18 protein-coding genes, 1 tRNA gene and 1 pseudogene are annotated in these 20,608 nt (G+C 59.0%); 13 read left to right on the top strand and 7 right to left on the bottom strand.

The genetic code is table 11. The features are described 5' to 3' along the window. Nucleotides 1–37 precede the first annotated feature (37 nt). The 4 genes from AC07ZE_RS21100 to AC07ZE_RS21085 all read left to right on the top strand — a co-directional run bounded on the left by AC07ZE_RS21100 (nt 38) and on the right by AC07ZE_RS21085 (nt 4,033). Nucleotides 38–382 (top strand): ribonuclease E inhibitor RraB, encoded by a 345-nt coding sequence (locus AC07ZE_RS21100; protein ID WP_007988090.1) that lies wholly within the window; start codon nt 38–40, stop codon nt 380–382. 472 nt (nt 383–854) lie between these two features. Further along, a complete protein-coding gene (locus tag AC07ZE_RS21095; RefSeq protein WP_007971899.1) occupies nt 855–2,264 on the top strand; it encodes a circularly permuted type 2 ATP-grasp protein in 1,410 nt (469 codons plus the stop codon). Nucleotides 2,265–2,276: 12 nt separating this feature from the next. Next, entirely contained in the window at nt 2,277–3,227 is a 951-nt protein-coding gene (locus AC07ZE_RS21090) for an alpha-E domain-containing protein (protein WP_077044641.1), read from the top strand. Further along, nucleotides 3,224–4,033 (top strand): transglutaminase family protein, encoded by an 810-nt coding sequence (locus tag AC07ZE_RS21085; protein WP_207266503.1) that lies wholly within the window; start codon nt 3,224–3,226, stop codon nt 4,031–4,033. Before AC07ZE_RS21090 ends, AC07ZE_RS21085 begins: the two co-directional genes overlap by 4 nt. A 153-nt stretch (nt 4,034–4,186) precedes the next feature. Here AC07ZE_RS21085 and AC07ZE_RS21080 read toward each other — a convergent pair whose 3' ends face one another. After that, nucleotides 4,187–4,993: a c-type cytochrome gene (locus AC07ZE_RS21080; RefSeq protein ID WP_207266502.1), complete on the bottom strand. Its 807-nt coding sequence runs from the start codon at nt 4,991–4,993 to the stop codon at nt 4,187–4,189. 618 nt (nt 4,994–5,611) lie between these two features. Here AC07ZE_RS21080 and AC07ZE_RS21075 point away from each other — a divergent pair. From AC07ZE_RS21075 to AC07ZE_RS21060, 4 genes and pseudogenes are all read left to right on the top strand, one after another. Then, complete coding sequence (locus AC07ZE_RS21075; protein ID WP_207266501.1) at nt 5,612–6,817, top strand: acetyl-CoA C-acetyltransferase; 1,206 nt, start codon at nt 5,612–5,614, stop codon at nt 6,815–6,817. 24 nt (nt 6,818–6,841) lie between these two features. Further along, a pseudogene (locus tag AC07ZE_RS21070) lies at nt 6,842–8,980 on the top strand (3-hydroxyacyl-CoA dehydrogenase NAD-binding domain-containing protein); the annotation flags it as partial. A gap of 70 nt (nt 8,981–9,050) precedes the next feature. Then, nucleotides 9,051–10,475 (top strand): IS1182 family transposase, encoded by a 1,425-nt coding sequence (locus tag AC07ZE_RS21065; protein ID WP_044271542.1) that lies wholly within the window; start codon nt 9,051–9,053, stop codon nt 10,473–10,475. A gap of 238 nt (nt 10,476–10,713) precedes the next feature. Continuing rightward, nucleotides 10,714–11,436: an amidotransferase gene (locus AC07ZE_RS21060; protein ID WP_207266500.1), complete on the top strand. Its 723-nt coding sequence runs from the start codon at nt 10,714–10,716 to the stop codon at nt 11,434–11,436. Between the two features lie 110 nt (nt 11,437–11,546). On the opposite strand, the gene AC07ZE_RS21055 is transcribed toward AC07ZE_RS21060, so the two are convergent. From AC07ZE_RS21055 to AC07ZE_RS21045, 3 genes are all read right to left on the bottom strand, one after another. Then, entirely contained in the window at nt 11,547–12,518 is a 972-nt protein-coding gene (locus tag AC07ZE_RS21055) for a magnesium and cobalt transport protein CorA (protein WP_207266499.1), read from the bottom strand. Nucleotides 12,519–12,674: 156 nt separating this feature from the next. Beyond that, the gene (locus tag AC07ZE_RS21050; protein ID WP_207266498.1) at nt 12,675–13,397 is read right to left on the bottom strand and encodes a lysophospholipid acyltransferase family protein; all 723 of its coding nucleotides are present in this window, start codon (nt 13,395–13,397) and stop codon (nt 12,675–12,677) included. A 215-nt stretch (nt 13,398–13,612) separates the two neighbouring features. Then, nucleotides 13,613–14,302 (bottom strand): crotonase/enoyl-CoA hydratase family protein, encoded by a 690-nt coding sequence (locus AC07ZE_RS21045; protein WP_207266497.1) that lies wholly within the window; start codon nt 14,300–14,302, stop codon nt 13,613–13,615. Between the two features lie 307 nt (nt 14,303–14,609). On the opposite strand from AC07ZE_RS21045, the gene AC07ZE_RS21040 reads away from it, so the two are divergent. From AC07ZE_RS21040 to AC07ZE_RS21020, 5 genes are all read left to right on the top strand, one after another. Then, nucleotides 14,610–14,699 (top strand) — tRNA-Ser (locus tag AC07ZE_RS21040). A gap of 143 nt (nt 14,700–14,842) precedes the next feature. Then, entirely contained in the window at nt 14,843–15,163 is a 321-nt protein-coding gene (locus AC07ZE_RS21035) for a YbjQ family protein (protein WP_207266496.1), read from the top strand. Nucleotides 15,164–15,309: 146 nt separating this feature from the next. Beyond that, nucleotides 15,310–15,498 carry a hypothetical protein gene (locus AC07ZE_RS21030; protein WP_207266495.1) on the top strand — a complete coding sequence of 63 codons (189 nt, stop codon included), beginning with the start codon at nt 15,310–15,312 and terminating at the stop codon, nt 15,496–15,498. A 327-nt stretch (nt 15,499–15,825) separates the two neighbouring features. Next, nucleotides 15,826–16,194 carry a hypothetical protein gene (locus AC07ZE_RS21025; protein WP_034150136.1) on the top strand — a complete coding sequence of 123 codons (369 nt, stop codon included), beginning with the start codon at nt 15,826–15,828 and terminating at the stop codon, nt 16,192–16,194. 359 nt (nt 16,195–16,553) lie between these two features. Further along, on the top strand, nt 16,554–16,862 hold the full coding sequence (locus tag AC07ZE_RS21020) for a class I SAM-dependent methyltransferase (RefSeq protein ID WP_207266494.1): 309 nt from the start codon (nt 16,554–16,556) through the stop codon (nt 16,860–16,862). 18 nt (nt 16,863–16,880) lie between these two features. Here the strand turns inward: AC07ZE_RS21020 and greB are convergent, their stop codons facing one another. The 3 genes from greB to AC07ZE_RS21005 are packed head-to-tail and all read right to left on the bottom strand — an operon-like array spanning nt 16,881 to nt 20,599. Continuing rightward, on the bottom strand, nt 16,881–17,378 hold the full coding sequence (greB, locus tag AC07ZE_RS21015) for a transcription elongation factor GreB (protein WP_095196793.1): 498 nt from the start codon (nt 17,376–17,378) through the stop codon (nt 16,881–16,883). Nucleotides 17,379–17,411: 33 nt separating this feature from the next. Next, nucleotides 17,412–19,916 (bottom strand): ABC transporter permease, encoded by a 2,505-nt coding sequence (locus AC07ZE_RS21010; RefSeq protein ID WP_207266493.1) that lies wholly within the window; start codon nt 19,914–19,916, stop codon nt 17,412–17,414. Further along, nucleotides 19,916–20,599, bottom strand: a complete 684-nt coding sequence (locus AC07ZE_RS21005; RefSeq protein WP_207266492.1) for an ABC transporter ATP-binding protein — start codon at nt 20,597–20,599, stop codon at nt 19,916–19,918. Before AC07ZE_RS21005 ends, AC07ZE_RS21010 begins: the two co-directional genes overlap by 1 nt. Between the last annotated feature and the right edge of the window lie 9 nt (nt 20,600–20,608).

Here is a 20,608-nt window from a genome sequence, read left to right as displayed (position 1 = left end):
ACGGAAAGTCTATCCATCGGTTTGAGGAGGACGTTTCATGAGCACAGCCTATCAAGAAGACATCAGCAGCAGCGTGCTGCGCCGCATGAAAGAAGGCGGTTTCGACTTTTCACGATTCCATCCCATCGAGTTCTACGCCATTTTCCCGGATGAGGAGCGGGCACGCAGGGCGGCAGGTCATTTTCATCGTGGGGAATCCCTGAATGCGCAAGTCAGTGTGCGCGACGACGGTGCCTGGGCGCTGGAGTTAAGCAAGGTCATGTACGCCACCTATGATGACATCGGCGACTTCGAGCAGGGTTTCGAAGCGGTGGTCGAGCCATTGGGCGGCATCATTGAGGGCTGGGGAGTCAAGCAGGAGGTACGAGGGCGACTCGCATAACATTATGAGCAGCAGCAACCAGCGATGACGGCTGACCTTCGGGTTGGCCGTTTTCGTTTTTGCAGAATAAAAAATCGCGTTTCAACGAAACAAAAAAAAGCCACCTGAGCGGGTGGCTAAAAGGGAAGACCGGTAAGGAGAGAAGCCGGTCGGAGCATGCCGGACCGGGTTGCCGGAGCAACCGAATAAGTGAGGCTGAAGACTTCATTGAACAGATGCTGGTGAAGTTTTTTCAGCGGATGCACGGATTATCCACAGCGCTAACCGGGCAGTGAAATCAACTCTGACTATGCTGGTGATAGGCAACAACATTGCCTTGCAATGAAGCGGGGGCGATCAGGATGGAACAGCTGGCGCACAGGATTGGTGCGGTGTCTGTGTATCGAATATCCAACTGATTGATATCAAAGCGTTTATGCCGATGGCGCGGGCCTTGCAGAGGTCCGTACGTCCGGGTGACAAGGAGTACGGCATGATCCGCACCTATTTTGATGAGATGTACGATGCCGGCGGCCAGGTCCGCCCGCATTATCGGGAGTTTGCCCGTTGGCTGGCCGAAACGCCTGACGAGCTTTTGGCACAACGGCGACGCGAGGCCGATCTGTTATTTCATCGCGCCGGGATTACGTTCACGCTCTACGGTGATGAGCAGGGGACAGAGCGCCTGATTCCCTTCGACACCATTCCACGCAGCATCCCGGCCAGTGAATGGCGGGTGGTCGAGCGGGGCTGCATTCAGCGGGTCAAGGCGTTGAACATGTTCCTCGCCGACCTCTACCACGAGCAGCGGATCATCAAGGCCGGCATCATTCCGGCCGAGCAAGTGCTGGCCAACGAACAGTACCAGTTGGCGATGCAGGGGCTGGATCTGCACCGCGATATCTATTCGCACATCTCCGGTGTCGATCTGGTGCGCGACGGCGACGGCACGTACTACGTGCTCGAAGACAATCTGCGCACGCCCAGCGGTGTCAGCTACATGCTCGAAGACCGCAAGATGATGATGCGTCTTTTCCCCGAGTTGTTCGCGGCGCAACGCATCGCACCCATCGATCACTATCCGAACCTGCTGCTCGATACGCTGAAAAGCTCCAGCCCGATCGACAACCCGAGCGTTGTAGTACTGACGCCGGGGCGCTTTAACAGTGCGTTCTTCGAACATGCGTTTCTGGCGCGAGAGATGGGCGTGGAGCTGGTGGAAGGCGCGGACCTGTTCGTGCGTGACGACAAGGTCTTCATGCGCACCACCGATGGACCGAAAGCCGTTGATGTGATTTATCGCCGCCTCGACGATGCGTTCCTTGACCCACTGGCCTTCAATCCGGAGTCGATGCTCGGCGTGCCGGGGCTGCTGTCATCCTATCGGTCCGGCAATGTGGTGCTGGCCAATGCCATCGGCACGGGGGTGGCGGATGACAAATCGGTGTACCCGTTTGTCACGGACATGATCCGGTTTTATCTGGACGAAGAGCCGATCCTGAAGAACGTGCCGACCTGGCAATGTCGTAATCCGTCCGAGCTGTCCCATGTGCTGGCCAATCTGCCGGAACTGGTGGTCAAGGAAACCCAGGGCTCCGGCGGTTACGGGATGCTGGTGGGGCCAGCGGCGACAGCGGCGGAAATCGAAGCCTTCCGCGCAAGGATCATCGCCAAGCCCCATGCCTACATCGCGCAACCGACACTGTCGCTGTCGACCTGTCCGACCTTTGTCGAAAACGGCATCGCGCCGCGCCATATCGACTTGCGTCCGTTTGTGTTGTCTGGCCGCGAAACCCGGGTCGTGCCCGGCGGCTTGACCCGTGTTGCCCTGCGCGAAGGCTCCCTGGTGGTGAATTCCTCCCAGGGCGGCGGAACCAAGGACACCTGGGTGGTCGAGGATTGAAGGAAGCCTGTCATGTTAAGTAGAACTGCCTCGGATTTGTATTGGATGTCGCGTTACCTGGAGCGGGCGGAAAACCTCGCACGGATGCTCGACATCAGTTATTCGCTGTCACTGATGCCACAGGATGGACGTGGCAACGGTCTGCACGAACTGGCCATGCCGCTGTTGATTACCGGCACCCTGGACGATTACCTCGAACGCCACGGCGAGCTGCATGCCGAACGGCTGCTGCATTTCTTCGCCCTGGACGCGGCGAATCCGGCGAGCATCTACAGCTGCCTGGGTGCGGCGCGTGCCAGTGCCCACGCGGTACGTGGGCGAATCACCGCCGACATGTGGGAAAACATCAACGCGACCTGGCTGGAAATTCGCGGAATTGCCGAACAGGGCCTGAGTCGCTACGGCATGAGTCGTTTCTGCGAGTGGATCAAGGAACGTTCCCACCTGTTCCGGGGCGCGTCCTACGGCACCATCATGCGCAACGATGCGTTCCGCTTTATTCGCCTGGGGACGTTCATCGAACGCGCCGACAACACGTTGCGCCTGCTCGATGCCCGTTACGAAATGGCCGGCGATCAGGCCGAAGCGGTCAGCGACGGCACAGCCCACGCGTATTACCAGTGGAGTGCCTTGCTGCGGGCACTGTCGTCGTTCGAAGCCTATACCGAAATCTACCGTGACGCTCCCGGCGCCCGGCATGTCGCCGAGTTGCTGTTGTTGCGGGCCGACGTGCCGCGCTCGTTGCGCGCCTGCACCGAAGAAATCGACCAGATCCTTGCTCAGTTGCCGGGAGCCAATGGCCGACCGGCGCAACGCCTGGCCGCGGAGATGGACGCGCGCCTGCGCTACACCGGCATCACCGAAATCCTCGACGAAGGCCTGCACGCCTGGTTGACCGAGTTCATCCCGCTGGTGCGCCAGTTGGGCAACGCGATTCACAGTTCCTACCTGGAGGCTGCATGAGACTTTCCATTAGCCACGAGACCACCTATCACTATGAAGATCAGGTGCGGGCGAGCATCCAGTATTTGCGACTGACTCCCCACGACAGCGAGCGCCAGCACGTGCTCAGCTGGCAGCTCGACCTTCCGCGCCCGGTGCGCGCGCAACTCGACCCGTTCGGCAACATCCTGCATGTGCTGACCATGGACGAGCCTCACGCGGCAATCATCATCGGTGCCCGTGGCCAGGTCGACATCGACGAACAGCGCGAAGCCGAGCACGAGAGCCAGTCGGCGTTGCCGTTCCTGCGTTTCACCCGTCTGACTGAAGCTGACGCGGCACTGCGCGCATTTGCCGAGAAGGAATGCAAGCAACGCCGCGATCGCACCGCGCTGATTGACCTTATGCACGGCCTGAACCAGCACATGACCTATACGCCGGGCGCCACCGAAGTGGATACCAGCGCCGCCAAGGCCTTCGCCGGGCGTTCGGGTGTGTGCCAGGACCATACCCATGCCTTTCTCGCCTGTGCCCGCAGCCTGGGTATTCCGGCGCGGTACGTGTCGGGTTATCTGTACAGCGAGGATTGTGAGCACCTGGCCAGTCACGCCTGGGCCGAAGCCTGGCTGGATGACGCCTGGTACAGCTTCGACGTGACCAACGAACTGGCCCGCCCCGAGCGTCACCTGAAGCTGGCGGTGGGCCTGGACTATCTGGACGCCTGCCCGGTGCGCGGCATGCGTCGCGGCGGCGGGTGTGAGCAGATGCATGCCAAAGTGTTCGTGTCGCCCACGCCTGCGCCGGTGATCTCGGTGCAACAACAGTAAATGCTGACACCATGATCCCTTGTGGGAGCGAGCCTGCTCGCGAAAGCGGCCGTTCAGTCAGCCCAATCGTGACTGACACACCGCCTTCGCGAGCAGGCTCGCTCCCACAAGAATATTTTCAGTGGAGATGAGGCCAGTCCCGGTAATACAAGTTCAGGGCTTAACCTTGCGCTCCACCATATGCTTCAAATACCCCACCAGCATCCCCAGGTCTTCATCCGGCAACACCTCGGCTGAAAAGCCCGGCATTTTCGCTTGGGGCCATTGGCGCAAACTCTGCGGATCACGGATGTAGCGCTTGAGGAAGTCCGCACCAAAGTACTCGGTCGGGTTGTACGGAATATTCAGGTCCGGCCCGAACTGCGAATCTCCGGCACCGTTCAATCGATGGCACGCCAGGCAGTTTTTCTGAAACAGCGCAAAGCCCTTGTTGATCGGGTCGTCTGCTTTCAACGCGGGATCAGGCAGCAGGGTAGGGAAGCGCTCGGCCACCGGCGCAAGGCGCTTGATGCTGGCCAGTTCGAACGGCCATTGTTCCGGGCTGATATTCCCTGCCCGCGGGTCGGTCCAGACCAGGTAAAACGGCCCGGCGCTGTGCTTGCCTTCTGACAGCGGCGGCCAGGGTTTCGCCGGGTCTTCGATGGCCAGCCAGGCTCGCGCGCCCTGGGTGTTGAGTAGCGGTCCGGCCGACAATTCCGCGGCAAATCCATCGGACGCAACAGCTTGCAAATGGTCGTCAGGTTTAACGTCCGTCAACAACAGCGCCAACGGTACAGCGCGGTAGCTCATGTCCCGTTTGTAGGAAACATCATTGGGGATGTTGATGGTCAGGACTTGAGGGTGCTTGAGCAACTCCTCGGTCTGCCAGGTGCGACTGTGCTCGCCCAGCTCCAGATTCAGCTGTGCGGCGTGCAAAGGCGTGCCGAGCAGCAACGCCCCAAGCAGAATAAACGTTTTCAAAATGATCGCCGTCCATGTCGTGGAAGTGCCACAAAGGTTGGCACAACAACGCTGGCCCGGGTAGCGAGCCAGTCACATTTTGAGCGTGGCGATATAAAACGCTGGTGCCATATTTCTGGAATAACGACTAGCCGATCACCTTGGTCAGGTTGGGCAAAATCAACAGTAATGTCGTGGCAAAGAGAATGAGACCTGCTTGGCGAACTTTCGATTGTTTGAACATGGCTGACCGCCTTTTTTTTGTTATTTCCTGATGCCTGCCTGCATATATCCATGACGGCAAACGTTGCACTTCCTGTAGGACGAGCGCCTCGGCAAAACCCGACGACAACTTCGTATAACTTCACCTTAGAGGCCGCGTCACGCTTGTTTTAGATCCATTTAGTATGGAGTTCTCACTCAATGCTATTAAAAAGGCATGAGGCCTTTTGCCAGCTTCTTGGGCGGCCTTTTGCTAGACACCTGCGGGTCTTTAACCGGTTCATCAAGTCATTGATGACCGTCCGTCTGAGCGTGACCGTCAATGCCTGTGAGCGCTGCGGTCATTGAATCCATTGGTCGCCGGGCCAAGAGTGTGAGCTGTGTTTTTCACTAATTGCACTGCGGTTCGAGGACGTCATGACCCAAGCTTTGATTTTCGACGCGTTACGCACGCCCCGCGGCAAAGGCAAGGCCGATGGCGCCTTGCACAGCGTCAAACCGGTGAACCTGGCAGCAGGCTTGCTCAGGGCGCTGCAGCAGCGGACCGCACTCGACACCAGTCAGGTCGATGACGTAGTACTCGGTTGCGTGACGCCCATCGGCGATCAAGGCTCCGACATCGCAAAAACCGCAACCCAAGTGGCGGACTGGGACGTCAGCGTGGCCGGGGTGCAGATCAATCGATTCTGCGCTTCAGGGCTGGAAGCGGTGAACCTGGGGGCGATGAAAGTCCGCTCCGGTTTCGAAGACCTGGTGGTGGTCGGCGGCGTCGAGTCCATGTCGCGCGTCCCCATGGGCAGCGATGGCGGGGCGTGGGCATTGGATCCGGAAACCAATCTGCACAGCCACTTCACCCCGCAAGGTGTGGGAGCCGACCTGATCGCCACGCTCGAAGGATTCAGTCGCCAGGACGTCGATGCTTACGCGCTGCATTCGCAACAGAAAGCTGCGCGGGCGCGGGCCGATGGCTCATTCAGCAAGTCGCTGGTGCCGGTCTGGGATCAGAACGGCATCATCCTGCTCGATCACGATGAATTCATCCGTGCCGAATCGACCATGGAAGGCCTGGGCAAACTCAAACCGAGTTTCGAAATGATCGGGCAGATGGGGTTCGACGCCACCGCTCTGCGCGTCTACAGCCAGGTCGAGCGAATCAACCATGTCCACACTCCCGGCAACAGTTCCGGAATCGTCGACGGCGCTGCGCTGATGCTGATCGGCTCCGAAGCCAAGGGCCGGGCGCTGGGCTTGCAGCCACGGGCGCGGATCATCGCCACGGCGGTGACCAGTACCGATCCGACCATCATGCTCACAGGCCCCGCACCGGCCACACGCAAGGCGCTGGCCAAGGCCGGGCTGCGGGTTGAAGACATCGACCTGTTCGAGGTCAACGAAGCGTTTGCCTCGGTGGTGTTGAAGTTCATCAAGGACATGGCCGTCGACCCGGACAAGGTCAACGTCAACGGCGGCTCCATTGCCATGGGCCACCCGCTGGGCGCCACCGGATGCGCGATTCTCGGCACCTTGCTCGATGAGCTGGAAGCCCGGCGCCTGCGTTATGGCCTGGCGACCCTGTGTGTCGGCGGCGGCATGGGTATTGCCACCATCATCGAACGCCTCTGAGCCCCGAATTCAAGGAAACCTTCCATGACCCAAGCCATTCGTTACGAAAAAGGCCAGGACCAGATTGTCGTCCTGACCATCGATATGCCGGGCCAGAGCGCCAACACCATGAACGCGGTGTACCGCGAAGCCATGGCTGACTGTGTCGCCCGCCTGGTGGCAGACAAGGACGCCATTGCCGGCGTCATCATCACCTCGGCGAAAAAAACCTTCTTCGCCGGCGGTGACCTCAATGAGCTGATCAAGGTAGGAAAACCCGAAGCCAAAGCCTTCTACGACATGGTGCTGAAACTCAAAGGGCAACTGCGTACCCTGGAAACTCTCGGTAAACCGGTGGTCGCGGCGATCAACGGCGCGGCGCTGGGCGGCGGCTGGGAAATCTGCCTGGCCTGCCATCACCGCGTGGCGCTGGACAACCCGTCGGTGCAATTGGGCTTGCCGGAAGTGACCCTCGGTCTGTTGCCGGGCGGCGGCGGGGTGGTGCGCATGGTGCGCATGCTCGGCCTGGAAAAAGCCCTGCCGTATTTGCTCGAAGGTAAAAAAGTGCGGCCGCAGCAAGCGTTGCAGGCGGGTTTGATCGATGAACTGGCGGCGGATCACGCCGAGTTGCTGGCCAAGGCGCGAGCCTGGATCATCGCCAACCCGAAGACGGTGCAGCGTTGGGATGTGAAGGGTTACCAGATCCCCGGTGGTACGCCGTCAAACCCGAAAGTCGCACAGATGCTGGCCATTGCACCGTCGATCCTGCGCAGCAAAACCCAGGGCTGCATGCCGGCGCCGGAAAAAATTCTTTGCGCCGCCGTGGAAGGTGCGCAAGTGGATTTCGACACGGCGCACCTGATCGAAACCCGCTACTTCACCGAGGTGACCACCGGTCAGGTCTCGAAGAACCTGATCGGCACGTTCTGGTTCCAGCTCAACGAAATCAATGCCGGCGGCTCGCGGCCGCAGGGTTTTGCTCCCTGCGTCACCAGGAAAGTCGGCGTGCTGGGTGCCGGGATGATGGGCGCGGGCATTGCGTTTGTCAGCGCGTCGGCAGGCATCGAGGTGGTGCTCAAGGACATCAATCTTGCCGCCGCCGAGAAGGGCAAGGCGCACTCGGCGGCGTTGCTGGACAAGAAGGTAGCGCGCGGGCAGATGAGCGTCGAGCAACGCGAAGCCGTTCTGGCACGCATTCATGCCACTCAAAGCGATGCCGACCTGACCGGTTGCGATCTGATCATCGAAGCCGTGTTCGAAGACCGTGATCTGAAGGCCAGAGTGTCCCTGGCTGCGCAAAAAATCGTCGGTGCCGACGCAGTAATCGCCTCCAACACCTCGACCCTGCCGATCAGCGGCCTGGCCACGGCGGTACCGGACCAGAGCAAGTTTATCGGCCTGCATTTCTTCAGCCCTGTGGACAAAATGCCGCTGGTGGAAATCATCAAGGGCGTCAACACCAGCGACGAAACCCTGGCTCGCGGATTTGATTTCGTTCTGCAAATCAAGAAAACGCCGATCGTGGTCAACGACAGTCGTGGTTTCTTTACTTCACGGGTGTTTGGCACGTTTACCAACGAAGGCATTGCGATGCTGGGCGAAGGCGTGAGTGCGCCGATGATCGAGACCGAGGCGCGCAAAGCCGGCATGCCCATCGGACCGTTGGCGATTTCTGATGAAGTCTCCCTCAGCCTCATGAGCCATATCCGCCAGCAAACCGCCAAAGACCTGCAGGCGGAAGGCAAACCGCTGACCGAGCATCCGGCCTTTGCCGTGATCGACGTGCTGCTCAATGAATACAAGCGTCCGGGCAAGGCCGCGGGCGGTGGTTTCTACGAGTACCCGGCGGGGGGCCAGAAGCACCTGTGGCCGGAGCTGAAAAACCGCTTTGAAAAGGCCGACGGGCAAATTTCGCCCAAGGACGTGCGCGATCGCCTGCTGTTCGTGCAAGCCATTGAAACCGTACGCTGCGTGGAAGAGGGCGTGCTGACCTCGACGGCGGACGCCAACGTTGGCTCGATTTTCGGCATCGGTTTCGCGGCCTGGACCGGCGGTGCGCTGCAGTTCATCAATCAGTACGGGGTCAAAGACTTCGTGGCCCGTGCCCAGTACCTGGCGGGTCAATACGGCGAGCGCTTTGCACCACCGGCACTGTTGCTGGAAAAAGCCGCCAAAGGCAGGCTGTGTGAAAACCTAGCAATCTGCTGGCCGGTTGAAGAAAATGCCCGTATCGCAAGATACGGGCATTTTTCTTATGCGCTATATCCAAGGTGAAAACCGCTCCCAGAGCGCTCTGTTTCCACTCTCGCTAGACGAACTCATTCCCGATGACCATCTGGTTCGGGTGATCGAAGCCTATGTTTCGCTTCTGGACTTTGAGCTGCTGGGCTTCGACAAAGCCAGGCCCAAGGCCACGGGACGCCCTTCGTATGATCCCGCCGACCTGCTCAAACTCTACCTCTACGGCTATTTTCAGCGCATCCGCTCGTCGCGGCGGCTCGAGGCAGAGTGTCAGCGCAACGTTGAAGTCATGTGGCTGCTTGGCCGGCTGGCCCCTGATTTCAAAACCATCGCTGATTTTCGGCGCGATAACAGCGCTGCGTTCACCGCAACCTGCCGCGCCTTTGTTCGGTTTTGCCGAAATGCCGGTCTGATTGCCGGCGAGTTGGTGGCCATCGATGGCAGCAAGTTTCAGGCGGTTGCCTCAAGTCGCAAACACCTGACACCGAAAAAGCTCAAGCAGCGAGAAGCGGTGCTCGATAAGCGAATTGCGCGTTATCTGGCACAACTTGATGAAGCAGATCGTGGCGAGGATGGGGAATCGATTGATCGTTCAGCGGTGCAAGCCGCGCTTCAAGAGTTGCAGGTAAAAAAGGCCAATAACCAGACCTGTCAGGTGCTGATGGAGGCTCAAGGTCTGGTTCAACACGTCGTGGGCGAGCCCGAGGCCCAGAAGATGCGAACGGCGTCCGGCCCGCTCGTGGCTTACAACATTCAAAGTGCTGTAGATGCCAAACATTGTCTGATTCTGCACCACGAAGTCACTCAGGAAGGCACCGACAATCGCCAGCTCGATCCGATGGCCAAAGCGGCCAAAGAGGAGCTGCACCAATCCGAACTCTGCGTCACAGCGGATGCGGGCTACTCCAATGGCGCCCAGTTTCAGAGCTGTGAAGATGCCGGCATCACGGCGTTTGTGCCCCCGAATCGGTCCATCAACACCACCGGTGGCGACGAACAATACTTTGATCGAACCGAATTCATTTATGACACGGACAACGATCAATATCAGTGCCCCGCCGGCAACCAACTGACACTCAAACAACTGAGCAAGGGCGACCGGATCTATCAGGCGGCTATCAGCGACTGCCGAAGTTGTCCGCTCAAAAGCCGCTGCACCAAGGCCGAACGCCGGTATCTGACGCGCCATGCCCACGAAGCGGCATTTGAGCGAATGGAGCTGCGGATGAAGGCCCATCCCGAAATGATGGTCAATCGCCGATCCATCGTCGAGCATCCCTTCGGCAACCTGAAGCAATGGATCTTCGGCAATGGCCGGTTTTTGCTGCGCCAGTTACAGGGTACTCGCGCAGAAATGGCTCTTGCGGTACAGGCCTACAACTTGAAAAGAGCTATCCAGGTGCTGGGAGCGCAAAAACTGATGGAACTGATGGGCTAAGAGGCCCTTTCATTATTCAGATTTCAGATTTCAGATTTCAGATTTCAGATTTCAGAAAAGCAAAATGCCCCGACAAGTCGGGGCATTTGCTTTTAGCCGGCGCAGATTGCGTTTTCACACAGCCTGAAAGGGGAGGCATTTTAGGGATCGGTGACACATCACGGGGCTTGCCTTGTTACGGTGTTTCAAGGCAGGCTCTGGGGTGTGCATTATTCCCATCACGTGTCAGGTATTTTTTATGTCGTTACGCATCTGCATTCTCGAAACCGACATCCTGCGTCCGGAACTGGTCGACCAATATCAGGGTTACGGGCAGATGTTCAAACACCTGTTTTCGCAGCAGCCCATTGCCGCCGAATTCACTGTGTACAACGTGATGCAGGGCGAGTATCCCAGCGACGACCTGACCTTTGACGCCTATCTCGTCACCGGCAGCAAGGCCGATTCCTTCGGCACCGACCCCTGGATCCAGACCCTCAAGGACTACCTGCTGACCCGCTACGAGCGTGGCGACAAACTGCTGGGCGTGTGTTTCGGCCATCAGTTGCTGGCGCTGTTGCTGGGCGGCAAGAGCGAGCGGGCGACCCAGGGTTGGGGCGTCGGCACCCACAATTACAAACTCGCCGCCAAGGCGCCGTGGATGAATCCGGTGCGCGAAGAGTTGACCCTGCTGATCAGCCATCAGGACCAGGTGACGTCACTGCCGGAAAACGCCACGGTGATCGCCTCCAGCGATTTCTGCCCCTATGCCGCGTACCACATCAATGATCAGGTGTTGTGCTTCCAGGGGCATCCAGAGTTCATTCATGACTACTCCCGGGCCTTGCTGGAGATTCGTCAGCAAGCGCTGGGCGAGCAGGTGTATACGAAAGGTGTCGCGAGCCTGGAAAATGAACATCACGGCAGCACGGTTGCCGAGTGGATGATGCGGTTCGTGGCGCACAAGCCTGAAGCCGTTTAAAGCCAAAAGCTTCGCGAGCAGGCTCGCTCCCACATTTGGTGCTCGATCGAATGTGGCAGCGAGCCTGCTCCGCGAATGCGGCGACTGGTTTTCACTGAAAGCACGCAGGCCTACAACCACCCCGACTTTTTGAAGCTCGCCCACAAACTCACACATCCCACCGTAATGAACCCCAGCACGCCGAAATATCCGTAATGCCAGGTCAGCTCGGGCATGTTCTGGAAATTCATCCCGTAAATCCCCGCTACCGCCGTCGGGAACGCCAGGATCGCTGCCCATGCTGCGAATTTGCGCTGCACCACGCTTTGGCGTGACGCCTCCAGCAACACGCCGACCTCGATGGTCTGGCTGGCGATATCGGCCAGGGTCGTCAGATCTTCCATTTGCCGGGTGACATGAATCTGCACATCGCGGAAATACGGGCGCATGTTCTTGTCGATGAACGGAAAGTTCAGCTTTTGCAGTTCTTCGCCGATCTCCACCATCGGCGCTGCAAATCGGCGCAAGCGCAATACATCACGGCGCAGGCTGTGAAGTTTCTGTATGTCACGCTCATTCAGCGAGCCGCACATGACATTGCGTTCCAGTTCGTCGATTTCAGCATGGATCGCTTCGCCCATCGGCTGGTAGTTTTCGATCACAAAATCGAGGATGGCATAGAGTACGAAATCTTCCCCGTGCTCAAGCAATAGCGGACGCGCCTCACAGCGCTGCCTGACATAGGCGTAAGACGCCGAGTGGCCGTTGCGTGCGGTAATGATGTAACCGTTACCGGCAAAGATATGGGTCTCGATGAACTTGAGTTTGCCCTCTTCGCGAATCGGGGAATACGTGACGATAAATAGCGCATCGCCGAAGGTCTCGAGTTTCGGTCGGCTGTGCTTTTCCAGGGCGTCTTCGATGGCCAGTTCGTGCAGGTTGAACTGGCGTTGCAGGTTGTACAGTTCCTCGGCGCTCGGCTCTTCAAGGCCGATCCAGACAAAGTGACCAGGCTTGGCGGCCCAGGCAGCGCCTTCGTCGAGGGTGATATTGGTGACTTTCTTGCCAGCGCTGTAAACCGCAGCAGCAACAACTCTACCCATGATGGTGATTCACTTCTTATTAACAGGTGCCTATTAGCAATAATGGCAGGCGATGTTCAGCTTATCCTTGTCTGCTACTGGAGCGTCAGTGAAATCTGCCGGGTTCGCGGGTATCAGCGCGCAGACAAAAGAAAACCCGCACCAGGCGGGTTTCATTCAAGCGGCTTGCAGTTGCCGGTCCATCGAGTCGATGCATTCGCGCATCTGTTCGCGGCACTGGGCAATCAGCATGGGCATGTCGTCCAGGCTTAACCCGGCGGTAGGAATGGCCGGCAGCGAGCGAATCAGAATTTTCCCACTGCGCCAGCGGTTCAATCGCATGTGCTTGACGTAACTGCTGACGCACACCGGCACGATCGGCACCCCGGCCGCGATGGCCATCTGAAAGGCGCCTTTCTTGAATGGCAACAACTCTTCGCCCAGGTTGCGCGTGCCTTCCGGGAAGACCCAGATCGAGGTGTCTTCATTTTGCAGGGTGTGGGTGGTGGTCAGCATCGATTGACGTGCTTTCTGCGCATTGCCGCGGTCGATCAGCACGTTACCGGCCAGCCAGAACAACTGGCCGAACAACGGTACCCACTTAAGACTCTTTTTACCGATGCACACGGTACGACGGGGCACTACGTTGCCGAATACAAACAGATCGTAGTTGGACTGGTGGTTGGCGATGATCACGCAGCTGTCAGGCTTATCCATCAGCGGTCCGACGTCGGCCTTCACCCGCAAACGAAGAATGCACATCGCCGGCCATGCGTAGAGGCGGGCACATAGACGACTGTTGTCCGGATTGAACGGGCGGCACAGGCCGAGAATCACGCCCAGCACACCTGCAACAATAAAGTGCAAGCCCATCAATGACATACGTAAAACAAACAGCATTTTCAGGCCCCACCGGGACAAAAGGTGGCGCAGTGTACGGATGTGCACTGTTTTCGGCAATTGCCACTAAAGAAGCGGGAGATAGCCGATGTTTAAGTACATGTTTCCGACTGATGGGTCAGACGCGTTCTAGAGCGGTCGTAGGCTATTTAGCACGGCACGTACGAAAAAAGCCCGACACGACGGTCGGGCTTTTCGTTGCTGCAGGTTGGGTCTTAACCCAAATGCTCCTGATCCTGGATGATTGCGTTGTCCAGGGTTTCCAGCAGTTCCTTGCGTACTTTCAGCTTGGTGTTCTTGTGTGCGGTCATGTTGATCTTCTTCAACTGACGAGCCGCCGCCAGTGCTGCACTTTGCAGCTCTTCGGCAGACACCACCACGTCAAGGAAACCGGCATCCACTGCTGTTTGCGGATTAAACATCTCACCGTTGATCACCGAGCGGTGGAACGCCGATTTGCGCAGGCGATCACGGGCCAGCTCGATACCGGCATGGTGCATGGTCATGCCGATCTGTACTTCGTTCAGGCCAATGCTGAACGGACCGTCGACACCAATGCGATAGTCGGCTGACAGCAGTAGAAACGCGCCCTTGGCCACGGCATGGCCAGGGCAGGCGACAATTACCGGGAACGGGTGCGACAGCAGGCGGCGGGCCAGGGTCGAGCCCGAAGTGACCAGCGCCACGGCTTCTTTAGGGCCGGACGTCATCACCTTCAAATCATAACCGCCCGAGAGAATGCCCGGCTGACCGGTAATGATCACCACCGCACGATCAGTCACCGCCTGATCCAGCGCAGCGTTGAAGGCCGCAATCACGTCCGGAGAAATGGCATTGACCTTGCCATTGTTCAGGGTCAGGGTCGCGATACCGTCTTCGAGATGGTAAGAAATCAACTCACTCATGACGCCATTCCTTTCAATAAAGTTGGGCTGAAGTTACCCACCGCCACAGGCCAGGTAAAGCGCTATGACTGACCCGCCAGTCACCCTTTTCCCGCCCGCCAAGCGTAGTCCGCCCCGTCAACGGTGCATTGCCCTCTTTATAGATGCGTACGCCAAGCCGGAGATTGGCCGGTTTGCCATTGCGTTAACCGGCTTCAAACGGCTAATCGCGTTAAGCGCATGAAAATTCTAAAAAAATGTTTGCCATCAGAAAAGCTTTCGACTACATTAGCGCGCCTCGACAGACAGAACATGTTTGAAGAGATACGGTGAAGTGTCCGAGTGGCTTAAGGAGCACGCCTGGAAAGTGTGTATACAGGAAACTGTATCGAGAGTTCGAATCTCTCCTTCACCGCCAAATTCGATGTAAACAAAACCCCTGGTTTCGAAAGAAGCCAGGGGTTTTGTGTTTTTATGGGGCTGATTTCTTAAAACGTTGATATGCCGAACTTTGCCGTCATGTGGCACGCTGCCTCACTTTCTGAACAACAAGGACCTCCCATGATCACCACCACGACCCACGCTATCGAAGGTCGACAAATCACCGCCTACCTGGACATTGTCAGCGCCGAGTCGGTACAGGGCATTAATGTTATCCGCGATATGTTTGCCGGGATGCGGGATTTTTTCGGTGGGCGTTCTCAGACGCTGGAGCAGGCGTTGAGGGAGGCGCGCATCCAGGCCACTGACGAGATCAAGGAACGGGCGCGGGCACTTCAGGCAGATGCGGTGGTAGGGCTCGATTTCGAGATCAGCATGCCAGCCGGCAAGGGTGGAATGGTGGTGGTGTTTGCGACCGGAACGGCCGTCAAGCTGAGGTGATCGGAGCGGGGCCATTCGTCGGGCATCGGGTAATCTGAACTACAAGTCCATAAATGACCGGCTAGTCTCAAAATCCTTGGTGGTCGATATTTTTTCGGCAATAGGGCTTGTCGGTGTCGACTCCGCTTTTGAAGAGGGGTGAAGAGATGACTGATCCGTACATCGAAGACGACGGGGCGGAATATCCGATCAACAATAACGTCAAGTGTGGACAGACTGCATACGTCGCCAGCTTCGGCGAAGACCAGACCGAGGTCGACAAGATCAAGACCAGGGCGTGCCGAGTGCTGAAAGGGAAATTTCTCCCCAAGGTGACGGCTCCTGTCAGGAAGTAATCAACCCGCAAGCGAACCCCGTCATTGAACGGGGTTTTTTGTGCCCCGGCTTTAGCATCTGAAGATTCTGTGAACGAATATTTAACCCGGCTGCTTTTTCACAAAGTTTTCACAAGGTCCTACGTAGGCTCAACTCATCCGTTAGAAAGCAACACCCTGCCCGTTCCCCAGCGGGCTTTTTTTTGCCTGTCATAAAACCTTTTCCAAAATTGCTGTCCAACCGTCGCTAACTCCGAGGTTGAGTGCGCGCATGTCTGGACTTTGTCTCCTCTAAAGCTTTCAATCTCGACCCCTTTGATTTTCATCCCTATTTTTGAGGTTTTTGTCATGCGTTTCACACTGCCTGCTTTGGTTCTGGGTCTTCTGGTCGCTCAAGGTGCAATGGCTGGCGACGGCACTGCCGCCATCGGTGGCGGTTTGGGTGGTGCGCTGGGTAATGTCGTCGGCCAAAGCATGGGCGGCAGCACCGGGGCAGCGATTGGTGCGGGCGTAGCAGGCGCGGCCGGCAGTGCTGTTGCCGCCAAGAAAGGCCACCGCACCAGCGCTGCGATCGGCGGTGGCGTGGGCGCCGCTGGCGGTTCGGTGATCGGCAACAGCCTTGGCGGCAAGACCGGTTCCACCATCGGTGCAGGCCTGGGTGGCGCATTGGGCGGTGGCGTGGGCAGCAACCTGGCCAAAGGTCACAAGCGTCACTGATCCTCAGCGATCGATTGAAAGAGCCTGGCTCGATCAACCTGCTGGTCGGTTAAAGTAAATGCCCGTATCGCGAGATACGGGCATTTCTCTTATTTGCCATATTCAGGATCCGGGGCAGATTGCGCTTTCACGCGGTCCGATTGCGGAGCCTTTTTTGTTGTGCGTCATTCTTGACACTGTCCGGTCAGCTTCTCTAGGATGCTGCTCATGCGCCGATTTAAACAGCTACTTGCGGGGCGCCAGGTGACTGACTCAGTTGCCGATAGAAGCTTGAAACAGGCTTCGAAATACCGCTAAAGCGCTGGTTCGGTGTTGCCTCTCACCTGCCATGCAGACTTTTGAGGCAGAGACACGACACGATGAATGCATTAAGCCCGGTTGTACGTCCCGCGCCGATCACGGCACATCTCACCCAGCGCAATCCAAAAATCCTGCTTGGCGGTAAACATCAGCCGACGCTCTTGCGCTACCTCGATGGCTGGCCGCGTCGCACCGGCGGGCCGGCAGCGTTCCTGATCCAGTTTGTCGAAGACGGTGAGTCGCTGGCTCGGTTTGCCAGCGACAGCTTTGATCTGGCGGTGATTCAGTCCCCCAGCGCTGAAGATGCCCACGAAGTCATCAAGCAACTGACCCGCGTTGCCCGACAAGGGCTGATTACCCGTCGCTGAGGCTCAGCGCGCTGCGGCTTATAAATACTCGATCGCTACGATGTACACGCACTGCTCACCGGTCGGTGTCTGGACCCGAACTTCGGCGTCCAGCGCCTTGCCGATCAGGGCACGGGCCAGCGGCGAGTCGATGCTGATCAGGCCCTGTTTCAAATCCAGCTCGTCAGGCCCGACGATGCGATAACGTGATTCTTTGCCATCTTCGTCTTCGATGGTGACCCAGGCGCCGAAATAGACTTTGTTCGGGTCGCTGGGCTTCTCGCTGACGACCTTGAGCGCTTCCAGGCGTTTAGTGAGAAAACGCACGCGGCTGTCGATCTCGCGCAGCATCTTTTTGCCATAGGTGTATTCGGCGTTTTCCGAGCGATCGCCCTGTGCCGCGGCTTCGCTGACAGATTGCGTCACTTGCGGTCGCCGGACGTGCCAGAGCTCATGAAACTCGGCGCGCATCCGCGCTTCACCTTCGGGGGTGATCAGCGCGGTGCCGGCGGTGCGGGGAGGGCGATAACGGCTCATGGTGATTTCTTTGAGAGTGAGCGGCTGAGTTTATCAACCCTCGCGCAGGACTGTCAGGGGGCTGGCATTCAAGGCGCGACGGGTGCCGAACACACCGGCGCCTCCGATCAGCACTGCACCGATCAGTGGCATTACCAGCAGCCATGGATGCGGACTCCAAGGCAGATCGAACGCATAGCGGTACAGCACCAGGCTCACGACTTCCGACCCCAGCGCGGCCAGCAAGCCACTGACGGCGCCGAGCAGGCCGAACTCGATCCGCCGCGCCTTGACCAGCAATTGCCGCTCCGAGCCCAGCGCACGCAACAGCGCCCCCTGACGGATGCGCTCATCCAGTGTCGCCTGCAAGCCGGAAAACAACACGGCCATTCCCGCTGCCAACACAAACAACAGCACGTATTCCACCGCCAGGGTGACCTGGGCAAGGATGCTGCGCAGCTGCGCCAGCAGCGCTTCGACTTGCAAAATGGTGACCGCCGGAAAACTGCGGGACAGGTCGACGATCTGCTGATCATGACCCGCCGCCAGATAGAAACTGGTCAGGTAGGTCGCCGGCAGGTCCTTCAAGGTGCCGGGCTGGAAGATCATGAAGAAGTTCGGCTGGAAGTTGTCCCAGTTGATCTCCCGCAGGCTGGTGACCTTCGCCTCGCGATTGACCCCGCCGACGGTAAAGACCATGTGATCACCGAGCTTGAGCTTCAGGCTTTCGGCGACCTTGCCTTCCACCGACACGCCGGGAATTTCATCCGGTGGTTGCGCTGGCCACCAGTCGCCTGCTGTGATCTTGTTACCCGCTGGCAGGTCTGCTGCCCAGGTCAGGCTCAGGTCGCGCTGGATCGCCCGATCGCCGGCCGAATCCTTGCTGACGATTTGCTGCACCGGTTCACCATTGATGCTGATCAGCCGTCCCGGCACGACCGGGTACAACGGTGCCGATTGCGCCGATACCGAGATCAGGCGATCAGTGAACGCCTGCTTGTCCGCGGGCAGGATGTTCAGGGCGAAATAGTTGGGAGCGTTTTTCGGCAACTGGTTTTGCCAGGTATCCAGCAACTCGCCCCGTAGCAAGGCAATCAACGCCATCGACAGCAGGATCAGGCCGAACGCCAGGGCTTGCCCGGCGGCTGCCAGTGGGTGACGGAGCAATTGGCCAAGGCCGAGGCGCCACGGCAACGAGGCCTGGGCGAGCATGCGCCGCAGGCTTTTCAACAGCAGCAACAGCAAGCCCCCCAGCACCAGCGCTGCAATCACGCCGCCGCCGAGCAGGGCGAAGGTCAGCACCAGGTCCAGGCTCAAGCGCCACATGATCAAACCGAGGGCGCCCAGCGCTGCGCCGTAAACCATCCAGGTGCTGGACGGAATCGGTAGCAGGTCGCGACGCAACACACGCAACGGTGGCACCCGACCCAGCGCTGCCAGCGGCGGCAAGGCAAACCCTGCCAATGCCACCAGCCCGGTGCCGATCCCGGCGATGGCTGGGAGCAACCCGCCCGGCGGTACATCGGTCGGCAGCAAGTCATGCAGCAAGGCAAACAGCCCCAGTTGTGCCAGCCAGCCGATGACAGCGCCGCTGATGCTGGCAAGCAGGCCTAGCACAGTCAGTTGCAAACCGAACAGCACCATGGTTTCCCGGCGCGACAATCCCAGGCAGCGCAACAGTGCGCTGGCGTCGAATCGGCGCATGGCGAAACGCGTCGCCGACAGCGCCACTGCCACGCCGGCCAGCAACACCGCCACCAGACTGGCCATATTCAGATAGCGTTCAGCCTTGCCCAGGGCCCCACCAATCTGCCGGTTGCCATCCCGGGCATCCTGGATGCGCTGATTGGCCGCGAGGCCGGGTTTGATCAGTTGGCGGTAGGTTTCCAGTGCTTCGGGTTTACCACGCCAGAGCTCGCGGTAACTGACCCGGCTGCCGGGTTGCACCACGCCGGTGGCGGCGAGGTCGTGGAGGTTGATCAATACCCGTGGCGTCAGGCTGTAGAAGTTGCCGGCACGGTCGGGTTCGTAGGTCAGTACTCGCGCCAGCGTCAGGTTTTTCATACCGACATCGATGCTGTCGCCGATCTTCAGGTTCAGTGCGGTCAACAGCCGCGCTTCGACCCAGGCCTCACCGGGTTTCGGACCGCCGCCGGACTCTTGCGGGGCGAAAGGGGCAGGGGCGCTTTTCAGTTCGCCGCGTAGCGGGTAGACATCATCGGCAGCCTTGATGCTGGACAGCTGGATGCCACTGTCAGTGGCGATGACGCTGGAGAACTCCACCACCTGCGCGTGTTCCAGACCCAGCTCGGTGCCGCTTTTTATCTGTTCGGGGCGCGCCGGCGAGCTGCCTTCGAGCAGCAGGTCCGCACCGAGGAATTCAGTGGCACGCAGCATCATGGCGCCGTTCAGGCGGGCGCCGAAGTAACCGATGGCAGTGCTCGCCGCCACGGCCACCACCAGTGCGAAGAACAACACGCGCAACTCCCCGGCACGGGCGTCGCGCAGCAACTGGCGGATGGCGAGACTGAAGAGGCGCAGCAGCGGCAGATGGGCCATCAAGCCTCCAGAGGGGCGACCAGCAGGCCGGCTTCAAGGCGGATCAGGCGCCGGCAGCGATGTGCCAGGCGTTCGTCGTGAGTCACCAGCACCAGGGTCGTGCCGCGCTCCTTGTTGAGCTCGAACAACAGATCGCTGATACGCTCGCCGGTGTGGCTGTCTAGGTTACCGGTAGGTTCATCGGCGAACAGCACGTCGGGCTCGGCGGCAAACGCCCGGGCAATCGCTACGCGCTGCTGTTCACCGCCGGAGAGCTGGCGTGGCGAGTGGGTCAGGCGCTTGCCCAGGCCGACCCGTTGCAACAGTTCGGTGGCTCGGACTCGGGCGTCTTTGCGGCCATCGAGTTCCAGCGGCAGCATAACGTTTTCCAAGGCGTTGAGGCTGTCGAGCAACTGGAAAGACTGAAATACAAAACCCACATGTTCTGCGCGGATGCGCGCGCGCTGGTCTTCGTCGAGATTGCTCAAACCTTGCCCGGCGAGGGTGACTTCGCCGCTGCTCGGCAGGTCGAGGCCGGCGAGCAGCCCCAGCAGGGTGGATTTGCCGGAACCGGACGCGCCGACGATGGCCAGGCTATCGCCCTTGTTCAGTTCCAGGCTGAGTTGGTGCAGGATGGTCAGTTCACCTTCCGCGCTGGGAACCACTTTGCTAAGGTTCTTCGCGGTGAGAATGCTTGCGCCCATGGAGAATCC

Source organism: Pseudomonas sp. GW101-3H06 (assembly GCF_059424605.1).
Note: the sequence above shows the minus strand (reverse complement) of the source record. Positions and strands in the feature narration are given on the sequence as shown.